We start from the raw sequence: 14,650 nt of genomic DNA on the forward strand, positions 1-14,650 counted from the left end.
TATCATACAAAGATAATCAAGCTGGAGCAGCCATACGATAACTAGCGAATTAAACTGCTCCTTTGAGCATAAAATGTGACCGGAGCATGTATGAATAAACAACTGCCATTTTTTATAGTATTGATGATTGGCCTGGTCAGGTAGTTGGGAATTGCCGGACAACCGTAACTTCTTCCCAGATAACCCTGACTTTCAATCAGCGATTCAGATACATAATTGGCGCCATGAATTACGATTGCTCTCCGAAATGCATTATCATTAATTCCCTTTTCCAATCCGGATAATTTTAGTGAATAGCCATTGCTGCCATAATAGGCAGCCTCTGTACGGTAAAAACCCGGACTGCTCATATGAGATTTTGCTCTGTTGGAATATGTGGTTGCCTGTTCTTTTCCGGAATTTCTTCCGTGCGCAACATAAGTATTAAACAACAACTGGTTTTTTTCCACATCAATTACATATAATCGCTTGGATGTGCTGGGTTGACTGAAATCTGCGATGGTTAAAATTGATTCATTCGGGATAGCCCCCTGTTTTTTAAGTTTTTCCCAACCCCTGACTGCCTGTTCAAACGCTTCGCTTGATAAGCCTAGTGAATCAAGCCCCAATCCATGGTAAACCGAAATCCAGATACCTACCCTTGTTAATGAGCTGCTGTCTGCAGGTATTGAACCTGTTTTTATAGTTGGTGAAACTGGTTTCTTTGTATTGGAATACGCTACCAGTGAAACCAGTGCTATAACCAGAATTGAAAAAAATATACCTGCTGATTTGAACCTCATAAACTAACTCCTTTATTGTACAATATTGCTGGGTAGGTTTACCCTCGTCCAAGACGGATAAGCACACCGAAAGGTTGTTATAGGGATGCAAAAATCCTTAACCATGGCTAAATCTACGGAATTATACCCTTTTTGGGCAGGGTAGTAGCGGATTGGCTCAATTAAAATTAAAGAGTGCTCCAAGGCCTAAATAGTGCGGATTATCACCGGAAAGTCCCTTCATATAAGAAATTAACACTTCAATAGACCTGGTTTGTCGACCTACTCCAAATCTTAGGCCCGCATTAGCTGAAGGGCCGAAGCTGGTGCGCGTTTTACTACGATAGTCATAATAAGGAAAACCAGTTTGGTCATCAATCAGCTCAACTACCCGAAAATTCCCATAGTTTAGTCCAAAACCGGCCCCTCCAAAATAGCCGAATCGTTTAGACGTATTTTTCGATGACCCGGCTACTGAGTTATAATTGATCATTAAGGGGGCATGAATCAGATATTGAAACGTGCTGGTATTCCCGAGTGAACTACTATAACTGAATCCGCCTGCAAGTCCCAGACTTACCGGAATACCAATGGTGAAAGAACTGTTGTCAGTTTCAGCAAATCGTATTCGGGGAGAATAGAGTAAGGTAACATACTCCGTACCATCTGAACCATTACCTGATTGATGCGCATAACCAGTTCCTGCACCATGTTGAAAGGACTGTGAAAATGAAATATCGTAAAAACCACATAGGAATACTACGAGTAATATTGTTTTTTCCATATATAACGTGAATAACAGGTGCACAACTTACGACAACGATCGTCAAATTGGCCTCGTATTTGTTTAAGATGCACAAATCCAATTCCAGAATGAAGAAATTCATTCTAAAAACCGGTACCGCGTACCATGTTTAAGGCCCGTTTTTCTAGTCCATGCCTTTGAAATCGATTAATCTGGCCTCTGACAACTGAATTATCTACCGCAGTGGCGACTAGAGATGTAGTGATACGTCTCTATTTTTTTTATACCATTTTTGTTTCCAGTGGTTGGGGTGAAATGGTTTTGCATAACACCCTCATTTTCTGGATTACCTGTTCGATGGTATCCTTTGATATCTGGAGGAAATGTTTGTTAGCATGTTGATCATCTTCTGCAAACTCCAGATAGAGTTTGGTTGCAGCCAGCGTTTGCGCAAAATCCTCATGCATTTTGTAGGCGATGAATTTGAGCTCCTGCTTAAATTCTTTCGTTTTTAACTCTGCTTTTCTGGATTCGGCCAATAAAAGCTCATTTTGCTGATTGATTAGAATCGAATTATGTGATTTTGATTCCGCCAATCTGCCAAGCTGTTGGGCAATTTTTTCAAGTGCAATCAATTGAGAGGCGGGAAGCGCTTCTTTTTTCTCAACACCCAAAACGGTTAAGGAACCAGCAAGCGTGCCTGTTTCCAGACGTATTGGAACACTAGCCAGAAATTGTATATGAACAGGAAGGCCGCTATTATTTGATTTATCGCCCGGTAATTTATGCATTGATAAATCAGGAATTATCAACACATTTTCGCTCAGCACCTGCAATAAAAAATCAATGCGGGTAGCTTCTGAAAATCCAAGCCATTCGGCCAACCCTCTTTTTATGAAGTATTTTGTTTTGGAATGAAAACTGATGGCAGCAACCTGGCAGTCGCAAATATGTGCAGCTAACTCTGCTGGAAGCGTAAAATCTTCATCCTGTGTTAAATCACAGGAGACCGGCGAAAACAATTGTTTCCTTGGGTCATTTTCGGCATGAGTTGAAATAAGAGTGATCATATCTGAGGTTGGTTGGAATTAATTGGCTGAAGTTGATTTTAATGGATGGGTAACCATTTTGCTTCGAATCCGACAAAGTGTTTCAAGTCGCATGCCCAAATAGGAAGCAGAGTATTTCAAAGGAATCCGGTTAATTAGTCCGGGATGTTTATTTACAAATCGTACATATTTTTCGTCTGCAGAAGGTATACGACTGATAAATGCCCGCTCTTCTGCACCACGGTAATTATCTTCCAGCAACAGACGTCCGATGAATGCAGTCTCGGGACAGGTTTCATACAATTGTTCAACGATCTGAGCAGGCAGACCAATTAAACGGGCCTCGGTTATTGCCTGTACATATTCTTCACATTCCTGATCCAGACCTAGATTACTAATACTGGTGATCAACTCATTTTCTTCGTTCAGCCAGGTGGTAATTTCCTCTCCTTTGTATTTTCGATACCCTCTTACCACCCCATTTACCAGCAGGTAGTAATTATTCAAATACATGCCTGGTTTGAAAAGAAATCCCCCTTTTTTTAATTCAAGTTCGAAACAGTTGGCTGAAAGAAGCCGTGCTGCGTCTTTACTGAGGGGAGAAAGCGCATGTAAAAAAGCCAACAGCTCATTCTGTTGGATTTTAGGGCCAGATAATGAATTAGTCAGGTTCGTGTTCATACAAGTAAATCGTCGTGGTATTAGAACTGCAATTTGCATTCAAATGTTGTGTTTTGAGTCCTGTGGTAAATGGGTAAAAATTTGATATTAAATGGGAAAAACTGTAGACGGTTGTTGGTTTTATAAGTGGAAACATGTAAAATTCGGGTCGAATAGTCCATAAAATAGGGCCTGTACTATGCAAACGTTTGATAATTGTCAATGTTTTTCTTTGCAAAATCTATTTGATCTAGATCAAATACCTTATCTCAGGGTCATTTTTACCCCCATAAAACGTCTATTTCTAAGCTTAAAGAATTGACGGTTAACAGAGTAGCTTGTAAATTTTAATTATACTACACAAGAGTTTAATTGAAAGCACTGCCCGATATTTGTTACTAATGGTACATTCTCTTAACCCGGATATTTCATCGCTCACGGCATTATTAAACTGGTTGCATCCTCTTCCTCCGGAAATTGTGGGGTTTTTACAGGATAAAACAAGTTATCGGCAGGTTCGTAAGGGTAAAATGCTGGTCAGAAGTGGAGAGGTTTGCCATCATCTCTATTTTATAAAAAAGGGTGCGATCCGGGGTTTTATAAAAGACGAAGAAAAGGACATTACCACCTGGATTTCGATTGATAATGAAGTTGTGACCTCCATATCCGGTTTAAATGACAAGGCCCCCTCCATTGAAAATATCCAGGCTATCGAACATGCTGACCTGATGATTATCAGCCATGACGATTTAGAAACACTCTATCGGGATTATCTTGAATTTAATATTGTGGGACGTAAACTCCTGCAACGCTATTATCAGGATGCGGAGGCTCGGGCATTTATTGCGAGAATACCAGGTACTGAAAACAAATACCAGCATTTTGTAAAGAATTATCCGCACCTGATCAACCGGATTCCAATTAAATATATTGCCTCTTTTTTAGGCGTTACATTGGAAACACTCAGTCGGGTTCGAAAAAGAATATCAGGCTAAATAAGAATATGCATGCATACTAAAAAAACTGCCGGTCGCCGTAATTTTATCAAGGGTATTGGTTCTACTGCCATCGGTCTGGTATTGCCCTCTCTGTCGGAAGCCCAGGCAAATGAAAAAAGTATCCTGCTAATTGAAAAGAATAACCGAATAAGTGCCAATGACCGAATTAGGATCGGTGTCATTGGGATGGGAATCATGGGGAATCGGAATCTTCGCACAGCGCTTAAAGTGCCGGGAATAACACTTGCCGGAGTATGTGATCTTTATCAGGGCAGACTGACAAGAGCAAAGGAATTATTTGGGACTTCCCTGTTTGTTACAAAAGACTACAGGGAACTGATTGACCGGTCTGATATTGATGCAGTAATTATTGCAACCAGTGATCATTGGCATGCACCAATTGCTACCTATGCATTGAAAAAAGGGAAAGCTGTTTATGGCGAGAAGCCGGTTGTGCACCAGCTGTCGGAGGGCTTACCGCTTATTACCGCACAGAAGGAATCAGGCAAAATAATGCAGGTAGGAAGCCAGCGGGTTAGTAGTCTGCTGTATGCTAAAGCGAAGGAATTATATCAATCCGGTGCAATTGGAAAATTAAATATTGTAGAAGCAACCTATGATCGTCAAAGTGCACTGGGAGCCTGGCAATATACCATGCCAACAGATGCTTCTGCCGAAACCATTGATTGGGATGGTTTTTTAAGAACGGACAGGAAAGCAGCATTTGATCCAACGAAATTTTTCTGGTGGAGAAATTATCGGGCATTCGGTACAGGTGTAGCTGGCGATCTCTTCGTACATCTTTTATCCGGGGTGCATTTGATAACCGGTTCCACAGGTCCGGAAAAAATATATGCCAGCGGGCAATTGGCTTACTGGAAAGATGGGAGAGATGTTCCTGATATAATGACGGCAATCATGGATTATCCCGCTACTAAAGAACATCCTGCTTTTCAATTAACACTCCGCGTTAATTTTATCAGTGGAGGTGGTGACACCAGTTCTATCCGGTTTATTGGGGAAGAAGGAGTGCTTAAATTAAATGGGCGGGATCTGGAAATGACGTATAGCCTGCTTCCCAAAGCACCCGGAATAGGTGGGTGGGATGCATTGGAAACCTATCCGGTAGCGATGCAGGAGCAATTGCTAAAAGCATACGATCAAAAATATACAACAGCTGATAAACGCAGGCCGGTTAAGGATCCTGTTCGTTTTGTGAATCCGGAAGGATATGATGATCACCTCGATCATTTTATTAATTTTTTTGAATCTGTGCGAACCGGTAAACCGGTAGTGGAAGATGTTGTTTTTGGATTCAGGGCAGCTGCTCCCTGCCTGGCTTGTAATGAAAGTTATTTTCAGCAGAAAACCATCTATTGGGATCCTGTAAATATGAAATTGATCAATCGAAAATAAACAATATGTATTCGGCAAATCCTGACCGTTATAACAAACTGAAATATCGTCGCTGTGGTAACAGTGGCCTGCTATTGCCTGCAATATCTTTTGGCCTATGGCATAATTTCGGTGAAGTAGATTCTATTGCCAAATGCAAAGCTATCCTCTTTAACGCTTTTGATCTGGGCATCACCCACTTTGACCTGGCGAATAATTATGGCCCGCCACCAGGGGCAGCAGAAACCACCTTCGGTAAAATTCTGAAAGAGGATTTAGGGCGCTATCGCGATGAATTAATTATTTCCTCAAAAGCCGGCTGGCCAATGTGGCCGGGGCCTTATGGTGATCTTGGATCAAAAAAATACCTGGTCGCCAGTCTTGATCAAAGCCTGAAAAGAATGGGATTGGATTATGTTGATATCTTTTATCATCATCGGCCTGATCCCAATACACCTATGGAAGAAACCATGTCTGCACTTGATCTGATGGTTCGGCAGGGGAAAGCATTATATGTAGGGATTTCAAGTTATTCTGCGGAAGAAACCAGAAAGGCCGCTGCAATTTTAAAAGAACTGGGAACCCCCTGTCTGATTCATCAGCCAAAATATTCCATGCTGGATCGTTGGGTAGAGAACGGATTATTGGATGCGGTAGAAGAAACAGGAATGGGATGTATTACCTTCTCTTCACTGGCACAGGGATTACTCACCAATAAATACCTGAAAGGAATTCCGGAAGGTTCAAGAGCTTCCAGGCCATTGGGAAATGGTGCATTGGAAGCCGACCAGTTAACACCTGAAAATATTTTGCGTATACAACAACTTGATCTGCTGGCAAAGGAGCGTGGACAAAGTCTGGCACAGATGGCATTGGCATGGGTATTAAAAGATTCAAGAATAACCTCTGTTATAATTGGTGCCAGTAAACCGGAACAGGTTCAAGATGCAGTCGGATGTCTGGATAAACCATCATTTACTAACGAAGAACTCAACCGGATCAATTCGATACTTGCATCCTGAAGAATTTAATAATACCCGATATGCGCCTACACCTAGTGGTTATCTGCACCTGGGGAACCTTTATTCATTTATAGTAACAGCCATTCTTGCACGGGAAAATGGATTGAAAATTTTTCTTCGCATTGATGATATGGACAGAGATCGATATCGCCCGGAGTTTCTGGAGAATATTTTTGAGGTACTTCGATATTTTGATTTTCCCTGGGATTTTGGTCCATCTGATAAAGCAGATTTTGAACGGCAATGGGCTCAACAATATCGTTTACAAAGGTATACCCATGCATTGGAAACATTAAGGCAACAGGGCTTTGTATATGCCAGTTCCTGCACCCGTTCTGATCAGCAGAAAGTTGGCCTGGAATCAGGTTGCGTTAAAGGTTGCAGTGATGCACAACTTTCCTTGAATGCAGCTGGGTTTAACTGGAGGTTTCGAACACCGGAAGAACAGCAGGAATTAGTATTGGCAACTGGTGAACGCGTAGTTTATCCCTTTCCATTTAAAATGAAAGATTTTGTGATTCGCCGAAGGGATGGAAATCCAGCCTATCAATTATGCTCCGTTATAGATGATCAGCAGTTCAGGATTGGCTGGGTAATTCGGGGTATGGATTTACTGGATTCCAGTATTGCTCAAATGGTGTTGAGCAAGGCATTAAAGCATACAGCTTACACACAAATAAAACATATTCACCATCCACTTCTTACATCTGCAGATGGAAGTAAATTATCAAAATCTGATGGCGCTGATAGTTTGCATGACTTGTTAAAAAAAGGTGTTTCCTCCTCTGAAATTTTAACCTTGTTGGCAGAACAACTCGGCATTCACCGTACTATTGCCCATTGGTCAGATTTCAATTATTGCGAACTGACTTCTAAATTGTAAGAAGCTCCGGTTGCTTGAATGGATGGTTGATACATTGCCTGTATGGAATACAACCCACTGTTGAAGCTGCCTGCTTTTTCAATTTTCATTTCATACTGAATGGATGATTGTCCGGTTGGTAAACTGGAAATGAAAAAATGATGGCCAATATCACGTACAGAACTATAGTATTGAAGTCCGTTTGAATAATGCCTCCCACTTAATACATCAACAGGAGCCATGGTAGCTGGATGCCGCTCATTCAGGATCAGGTATTGGAACGGTTTTGAAGTTGAAATCTGTATGGTTATTCTGACCCGTTCCCCAACGGTGCAATTTAGTGTTGAATCAATGGAAATCCATGAATTCCTGGCTGCATCCCATCGCTCCAGTTTTTTCTTAAGTTGTATTTCACTATTCTGATCATTCCCGGCGAATTCGCTGAAATAATAATAATGAACCTGTGTGGGACCTTGCTTTCCCTGAATGGGGTGAAGCTGAATGGATTGAAATTCCTTTTCCCGTACCGGAAGAAAGTTGATGGTGATTCCCTTTAATATAGCATTGCTTACCGAAACTTGCTGCTGATCATATACAATTGTTTTTTCAGAACGATTGGCAGAGTCACTGTATTTGGCTGTTGTTAATTGATAAATCATGGCCGCTGCAGCTTTGGTGCTTCCCCATTCATGACTGTTTCTGTCCCGCAGAATCCACTGTAAAATGCCTTCGCTTACAGCTGGATATTTCTCAGAAAGATGGAAAGCTTCCTGCAGATTTCCAAGCAGCTCTTCCTGCGTAGAACTTATCTCGTCGTCATTGGAAACAATTCTCCAGCGAATCCCTTTTTCAGGAGCTGTTATGCCAGCCTGCCGGATATATTCCAATAGAGAAAGCGCTTCTGCATGCAAACTATCTTTAACAGTAAAATAGTTCAGGGTAGCAGTGATTAATCTTGCCTGATTGCTGTACGAATAACGCGTTGCGTTTTTCCAATGGGACGTATAAATTGATAGCAGCCTGGATTTTGCTGTGTCAGCAACCGGGAAGTTTTTATGATGGAAACTCCGTGCATATAAATAATTGAGATCATATACGGTTCTGGTACTGTCAAATACCATCCGGTCACAAAACTGAATCAGCTTTTGCAAAAATCGATAGATTTGTTCAGATTCCTTTTCCTGTATGGAAACAAGATATCCCTCTTTCAACATTTTGCCGAATGAGCCAAGAACATAGCTTGATATGTAAAAATCCGGATCGCCATTTTTAAACCAGGGCAATGCTCCATTTCCCAGTTGCATGTCAATTACTTCCTTCAGGTATTCACCTGCTTTTTCTATAGAACGGGCTGTATCGGTCAACAATCTTATTTGCTTTTGTTGTTGCTGGTGTTTTTCCGCCAACTCCAGCCAGGGCATGGCCATTGCCTGGATGCCCGCCGGTAAGCTGGTAATTTTGCTACCAGGAGTTTCCCGAAGGCCTGAACCTGCTTCCGGCTTAAGTACACCTGTTCTTACCAGGTTTACAGCAACCAGATGAGCAAGCATCTTATTGGTGGTTTGTTCCGCACAATTGAAAGAGTAATTGGCTAATGCAGGTAGCGAATTGATCAATGCGGCCTGCGGCTGTGCAAATATGCTAAGACCAATTCCAAAAGGAATGGCGTCAGAAGGTATTGTAGGTGAAGGCAACGAGTTCTTTTCAGATTGCTCTTTTATTTCAACGGAATGGCGTATTAATTGCCTTCTTGATAAAACAGGCAGCACATGTTCCTCACCATCGGAAAATAGTGCGGACCGTCCTATGAATTTGATGCGTACAGGATGCAGGAACTGATCCGGAACCCGGAGTTTAAATTTACCATAACTGGTTTGTTGTGCTGCAACTTCTATGGTTTTCAAACTGTCGGTAAGAAATAAATGAGTTATATTTTCACCTGTCTGTTCGTCTTCCAGTTGGCATTGAAGGTTGACCTGCATGGAAACACTATCCAGGTTGGCGACACGGGTGCTAATTTCAATTATATCACCCTGATACACAAATCTGGGAAGGTCGGGTAGAATCATCAATGGAAGTTTGGAAAAAATAGATTTTTCCAGGTATTGAAAGCGGGCGTCCTTGGTATGAGCAAGTAATTTCCATTTCCATTCAGTTGCAGTTTGAGGCAGCGTAAACCTGATCTGATACTTTCCGTTTTTATCTGCATAAAGTTGTGGATGAAAAAAAGCGGTTTCATTAAAATTTTTCCTGATCACGACTGGCGGCGGAGGGATACTTGGCAGTTGAACCGGCCCAGTTGTACTTAATAAAACAACGCCATTCACCGCTCTTGAACCATACAGCGCAGTGGCCTCTGCTGATTTTAGAATAAGCCCGCTTTGAATCGTTGAAAGATCAATTTTTGACAGATCTCCTGTGTAAGGAATACCATCAATAATTATTAAACTATTGGAGTAGGCACTGATACTGCTGTTTCCCCGGATACGAACCACGCTTGCTGTCATATTTTGTTTGGATACACCATAACCTACCACTACTACTTCTTCCAATCCCGGTGTATTTTGTATCTGCACTCCAGCTACCCGACCGCTTAATGCCTGGAAGCCATCCTGCCCATATTCGTTTGTAAAATAGCTGGAAAAAACAGACTCCAGATAGGTGTCTGGCAGCCACCATAATTTGCGCCGGTTAGTGGCAACCGGTTGTAAACTGGATTCAGTTTGATTATTACTATAGGTATTTATGCTGGTGAACCAGTTATTGGGTAAAAACCTGTTTCTGGAGGAAGGCAGATCCCAGGAATGGCTGGTTAGTTTATCAAGGCTTGCATCGTAAAGCGTAGTCATCAGTTCTGCTACTGCCCTTGCATTACCGGATTTAACTGAAACAGTAAATTCTTCCTTATCACCCGGCTCCAGTGTTGTTCTGAATTTTTCCACTACTATTTCCAGCGAAGAACTTGTTTCTGGTAAGAAATACAGTTCTTCTTTTTTATGGAGCTGGTTATTTTTTATGTAGATTCTGGTAATTCGGAGATCCCCTGTTGCCTGCATAGGAACCGGAAATTCAAGGATTTGAAGCCCTTTTTTCTGGTAGGAATAATAATACTTGTCGAAATAATTATCTTTTTTGTTTTTATACTTTAGGTGAAAGATACAATAGCTGCTGTCATCAATAAATCCTTCCAACCACCTGATACTATTTTTGCCTTCGGTAAGCAGTCGGGTTTCTACAAAATCATCCTGGGTAACTGGAAATAGTTTTTTGCCTGAATCATAGGTCTGAAAGATGCTTTTTTTGTATCCATTTAACTGATCTGTTCTAAAAGTGAATAGTTCAATTTGATAAACTCCCGTATCCAGAAGCTGGGTCTCCAATCTGATCCATTTGCCGGTGCTGTCATTCTGGTTGATCACTTCAATTAATTCATCGCCCTGTATCCTGGAGATTTTATAGTGTACAAGCCTCTCAGGAAGGGTCGCCTGATTGTACTTGGTGATAATCCGAAAGTCGATCGGTTTAGCCAAATCCAGTTTGCTGGGGATGTTATGACTTAACACAATAGGGCGACTTGAAACCTTGATATTAAATTCTTTGTCCTGCTCTTCTCCTGTTGGCGAGAGTGCCGTAACTTCAATGGTATAGTGCACACTGAATTCGTTCTCCTGGGATTTCATCCATTGCCGTATAGTGGGGTCGGTCATCTTTACAATGTATTCACCTGCTTCATTACTTACAGTATCTATTTCCAGTAAAGTAAGTTCCCTGCCGGAACTGTTAGCATCAATTGAAACCTGAATTGGAACATTGTTGAGCACTGCTCCGGAAAACGAATTTAATTTTATTTTTATGGGAATGGTATCTCCCAGTTCATACAGTTGTTCCGGATAATCAATTTTGATTTCGTATGTAGGGCGTTTGTATTCTTCTACCTGAAAACTGTTATTGTCATAATCAGTTTCCAATGGATAGGTGTTGAAACTGTATTCGCCAGTGGCAGCGTCTTCGGGAATCTTAAAGGAACCGCTGAAGGAGCCGAATTTATTTGGAATCACCGCGCTGCTGTCTGCTATTCTGCTGAATGGATCATCTATGGTAATTTCAAGTTTTTCTTTCTGGATCCTTTGTAAAATTCGATAATAAAGTTTCGTAAACGGATCATACTGAAGATTTTTCCAGTTCAGGACCATGGGCTCGCCTGTATGTTTATCTTTTATCAGAATAATTCCTTTGTAATGTACTGTTTGTCCGGGGCGGTAAATGGATCGGTCTGTGTAAAAATGACAGCTTGCATTTTCTTCATAATATTCCAACAGGTCATAATAATCCTCTTTGGAATAGATATCATTATCATACTGATAATTGCCCTGATTAAAAGAGGCTGTAATTGTGTCGGAACCACGAATAATGAGCAGGTCTTCATCCTCGCTAAAACGGATTTTCTGGCGCCCGTCGTTATTAGTTTGGCCAATTTTTTGTTGCTCTTTTAAAATGCGTACATTTTTTACAGGGAATCCTGTTTTTCGATCAAGTACAAAAGCATCTTTATCCTGCTGGATAAAGGCCAGCTGGCTGATTCGGATGGGAGAAAGCTGACCAATTATTCCCATCGTATCAATGCGGGCATACGAAACCTGTAAACAATAATTTCCTGTTTTTAAAATAGGCAGCTGCCATTGACCAGAATGATAATTCAGGTCACCTGAGAAAGGAGTGTGGAGAACCGTATCCAGTACCGCAGTAGCTGTTGTGTAAAAATTCCATGTTTTTTGATTTGTATCATAATAATCCCGTTGAGCCGGAACAGGAAGAATTCGGATATAAAGTGAGTCAGTATTTCTGTAATTGAGCTTAAAATAGGGCGCTGTTTCCGGCTGAAAAACAGCTTCTTTATAAAGCGTAAACTCCTTTTTTTTGATTTTCCCTACCGCATTCAATATTATTTCCTTTGCCATTGCAAAGCTGTCTAAAGCCAGTTGATGTTGCCTGTAAATACCTAGCGCATTTTGGTAAGCCAACCGAAAACTGCTGTCTGCTTTATTTCCCCTACGATTGTTAAATGAATTTCCATTTTTGTATTCGAGTAAAAAAAGTTGGAAAGCAATGTAGGCACGGGTGCCGGAAAAATTGGTTGTCAGATGCTCTAACAGATAATTTTTATACAGAATTTCAAGGCTGTCCGTTGAACTGTACATGGAATATAGGTTCTTTGTCAGCTGGATTTCAAAAAAAATACGTTGCTCATCATTGAACAGATTTTCTTGTTGCCAAACCCGATGCCATTCCAGCATGGGATGATCGAGACTATCCATTATTGAATCTGGAGTTAAAGGAAATTTCTGCTTCTTTAGCCAATCTGGAATGGCAGTATAAATTCCAGATAAATAGGGGCGATTCAACAGGTAAATTCCTTCACCATATACAATGGACGAAAGGTCTGGTTTAAACCAAAAAAACAATGGATCACTGGCAAGCCATAAATAATCTTCCAGTTGTGGTGTATTAATTTTTCCTATCAATGCTTTTGCTCGCAGCAGGGATGTTTTTATTTCCTGACGAAGGCTGTCATCCGGCATCAGATGCCACCGGATAGCTGTTGTTTTTGTGAGGCTGATTTTTCTTTTTTTATAGCTCCCACGTTTCATTAAATAGGCAATCCTTTGCGCTTTTATAAGTTGTATCGATAAGTCAAGTGCCGGACGATTTTGAGCAATGGCTGATAAGCTGTCAATAAAAAGACTATTGTTAATAAAGGAACTGTCTTCATTAATCTGATCCCGGATCAGCATTTCTTTATAATTGGTATGGACCAGCTGAAAATCATTTTGTTTACGAATGGCATGTTGCCTTTGTGTCTGAATTTCTTTTAGTTGATCCCGCAACGGTTTATCCTTTTTATTTAGGTCAATTTGCTGGAACCGATCATAAATAGATGGTTGCTGAGCATGTAATTTCCTTGAAATGCCAAATAAAAAAAGCAATAAATAGACCTGATACATCAAAATTCTCATAATAGATGAGTTTGCTTAAATGCTAGACCGGTTTAATATACTTATTGGACAGCAGAATTCATAGCTTTGCTGCAATTAATCATTGACTCTGGTGATAAGCAGGTTTTTTTCCTATTCCAGCATTTTCGGTTATGCCTTGATTTTAGGTATACTTTCCTGTGGAGATAAAAAGCCAAAAGAGCAGCATCCGGCAAAAGATTATATCAAAAAAATTGATGGATTTAATGACTCGATACCTCAGGAGATTGTTCAAAGAGGAGAAGTTCTGATTGCCTATTCTGATTGTTATAGCTGCCACGCAAAAGATAAAAGATCAAAAGGCCCGGCTTTTGAAGATATAGCTGCCCGCTATCCAGTTAATAAAGCTTATATCCGGTTACTTGCAGCACGAGTTATTCAGGGCGGCTCCGGAGCCTGGGGGCATCCGGTAATGACTCCACATCCAGACCTTAGCCCGAAAGAAGCCGAATTAATGGTTTCTTATATCCTTTCGCTAAAAAAGGGGTCAAAATTGGATAAGTTTTGATGTAATGGGGTATGGTTTCCACAGCTCACTCTTAAATAAAGGCGGCATAATTCTTTTACTATTCCTGCAAAAGCTATTTAAGCTATTTCTTAACGACTAAAATTTATAATATGGAAGCGTGGAAAGAAAAAATCGCAGGAAACTGGAAAATCCTAAAAGGGAAAGTTCAGCAACAATATGGAGAATTAACCGATGATGATCTGGCCTATGAAAAAGGCAAGGAAGACGAATTGATAGGCCGTATCCAGAAAGCCTCCGGTAAAACAAAGGAAGAAGTTATGGATTGGATTGATAAATTATAATTGATCCTTTTCATAAATAAAAGCGGTTGCCCAAACGGGCAACCGCTTTTTGGTTTATACCAGTTTAAATATTTCATATTTTCATTGTATAATTGTTGTAAACCAGACTTTCTATGAAATTTGTTCAAATACTATTTTGTTTAATATTTGGATTGAATACGGTACCTGTTTTTACACAAACTCGAAAATGAGCCAATGATTACCGCTTTTACAGCTTAAAACATCATAGTGGCCGGCACTTTTATACCGGTACAGAATTAAAGGATAAGTTGAAAAATAGGTATGCCATTCTGTTGGCAGAGAAATCAAAGGAAAT

The 14,650-nt window shown here is 40.6% G+C and carries 11 protein-coding genes; 6 read left to right on the forward strand and 5 right to left on the reverse strand.

Annotation, left to right across the window (positions count from 1 at the left end; genetic code table 11):
- Nucleotides 1-41: 41 nt before the first annotated feature.
- The 4 genes from B2746_RS09620 to B2746_RS09635 form a co-directional block, all read right to left on the reverse strand.
- Nucleotides 42-782 (reverse strand): murein L,D-transpeptidase catalytic domain family protein, encoded by a 741-nt coding sequence (locus B2746_RS09620; protein WP_290792746.1) that lies wholly within the window; start codon nt 780-782, stop codon nt 42-44.
- Nucleotides 783-939: 157 nt separating this feature from the next.
- Nucleotides 940-1,545 (reverse strand): hypothetical protein, encoded by a 606-nt coding sequence (locus B2746_RS09625; protein ID WP_290792748.1) that lies wholly within the window; start codon nt 1,543-1,545, stop codon nt 940-942.
- 242 nt (nt 1,546-1,787) lie between these two features.
- Nucleotides 1,788-2,576, reverse strand: a complete 789-nt coding sequence (locus tag B2746_RS09630; RefSeq protein ID WP_290792750.1) for a hypothetical protein — start codon at nt 2,574-2,576, stop codon at nt 1,788-1,790.
- Nucleotides 2,577-2,594: 18 nt separating this feature from the next.
- Nucleotides 2,595-3,236: a Crp/Fnr family transcriptional regulator gene (locus B2746_RS09635; protein ID WP_290792752.1), complete on the reverse strand. Its 642-nt coding sequence runs from the start codon at nt 3,234-3,236 to the stop codon at nt 2,595-2,597.
- Nucleotides 3,237-3,616: 380 nt separating this feature from the next.
- On the opposite strand from B2746_RS09635, the gene B2746_RS09640 reads away from it, so the two are divergent.
- The 4 genes from B2746_RS09640 to B2746_RS09655 are packed head-to-tail and all read left to right on the forward strand — an operon-like array spanning nt 3,617 to nt 7,513.
- Nucleotides 3,617-4,210, forward strand: a complete 594-nt coding sequence (locus tag B2746_RS09640; protein ID WP_290792753.1) for a Crp/Fnr family transcriptional regulator — start codon at nt 3,617-3,619, stop codon at nt 4,208-4,210.
- A 12-nt stretch (nt 4,211-4,222) separates the two neighbouring features.
- Nucleotides 4,223-5,629 (forward strand): Gfo/Idh/MocA family oxidoreductase, encoded by a 1,407-nt coding sequence (locus B2746_RS09645; RefSeq protein ID WP_290792754.1) that lies wholly within the window; start codon nt 4,223-4,225, stop codon nt 5,627-5,629.
- A 5-nt stretch (nt 5,630-5,634) separates the two neighbouring features.
- Nucleotides 5,635-6,630: an L-glyceraldehyde 3-phosphate reductase gene (mgrA, locus tag B2746_RS09650; protein ID WP_290792755.1), complete on the forward strand. Its 996-nt coding sequence runs from the start codon at nt 5,635-5,637 to the stop codon at nt 6,628-6,630.
- Complete coding sequence (locus B2746_RS09655) at nt 6,620-7,513, forward strand: glutamate--tRNA ligase family protein (protein ID WP_290792758.1); 894 nt, start codon at nt 6,620-6,622, stop codon at nt 7,511-7,513. Before mgrA ends, B2746_RS09655 begins: the two co-directional genes overlap by 11 nt.
- Here the strand turns inward: B2746_RS09655 and B2746_RS09660 are convergent.
- A complete protein-coding gene (locus B2746_RS09660) occupies nt 7,486-13,506 on the reverse strand; it encodes an MG2 domain-containing protein (protein ID WP_290792760.1) in 6,021 nt (2,006 codons plus the stop codon). The genes B2746_RS09655 and B2746_RS09660 overlap by 28 nt on opposite strands.
- A 91-nt stretch (nt 13,507-13,597) precedes the next feature.
- Between B2746_RS09660 and B2746_RS09665 the strand changes: the two genes are divergently transcribed.
- Together B2746_RS09665 and B2746_RS09670 are read left to right on the forward strand one after the other, a co-directional pair.
- Entirely contained in the window at nt 13,598-14,032 is a 435-nt protein-coding gene (locus B2746_RS09665) for a c-type cytochrome (protein WP_290792762.1), read from the forward strand.
- Between the two features lie 110 nt (nt 14,033-14,142).
- Entirely contained in the window at nt 14,143-14,334 is a 192-nt protein-coding gene (locus B2746_RS09670; protein WP_290792764.1) for a CsbD family protein, read from the forward strand.
- Nucleotides 14,335-14,650: the final 316 nt, after the last annotated feature.

The organism is Flavihumibacter sp. UBA7668 (assembly GCF_002483205.1).
Lineage (GTDB): Bacteria > Bacteroidota > Bacteroidia > Chitinophagales > Chitinophagaceae > Flavihumibacter.

Coding starts and splice junctions, on each gene's coding strand:
- B2746_RS09620 (WP_290792746.1), bottom strand. CDS start 782: ATGAGGTTCAAATCAGCAGGTATATTTTTTTCAATTCTGGTTATAGCA.
- B2746_RS09670 (WP_290792764.1), top strand. CDS start 14,143: ATGGAAGCGTGGAAAGAAAAAATCGCAGGAAACTGGAAAATCCTAAAA.
- B2746_RS09635 (WP_290792752.1), bottom strand. CDS start 3,236: ATGAACACGAACCTGACTAATTCATTATCTGGCCCTAAAATCCAACAG.
- mgrA (WP_290792755.1), top strand. CDS start 5,635: ATGTATTCGGCAAATCCTGACCGTTATAACAAACTGAAATATCGTCGC.
- B2746_RS09640 (WP_290792753.1), top strand. CDS start 3,617: ATGGTACATTCTCTTAACCCGGATATTTCATCGCTCACGGCATTATTA.
- B2746_RS09625 (WP_290792748.1), bottom strand. CDS start 1,545: ATGGAAAAAACAATATTACTCGTAGTATTCCTATGTGGTTTTTACGAT.
- B2746_RS09660 (WP_290792760.1), bottom strand. CDS start 13,506: ATGAGAATTTTGATGTATCAGGTCTATTTATTGCTTTTTTTATTTGGC.
- B2746_RS09645 (WP_290792754.1), top strand. CDS start 4,223: ATGCATACTAAAAAAACTGCCGGTCGCCGTAATTTTATCAAGGGTATT.
- B2746_RS09630 (WP_290792750.1), bottom strand. CDS start 2,576: ATGATCACTCTTATTTCAACTCATGCCGAAAATGACCCAAGGAAACAA.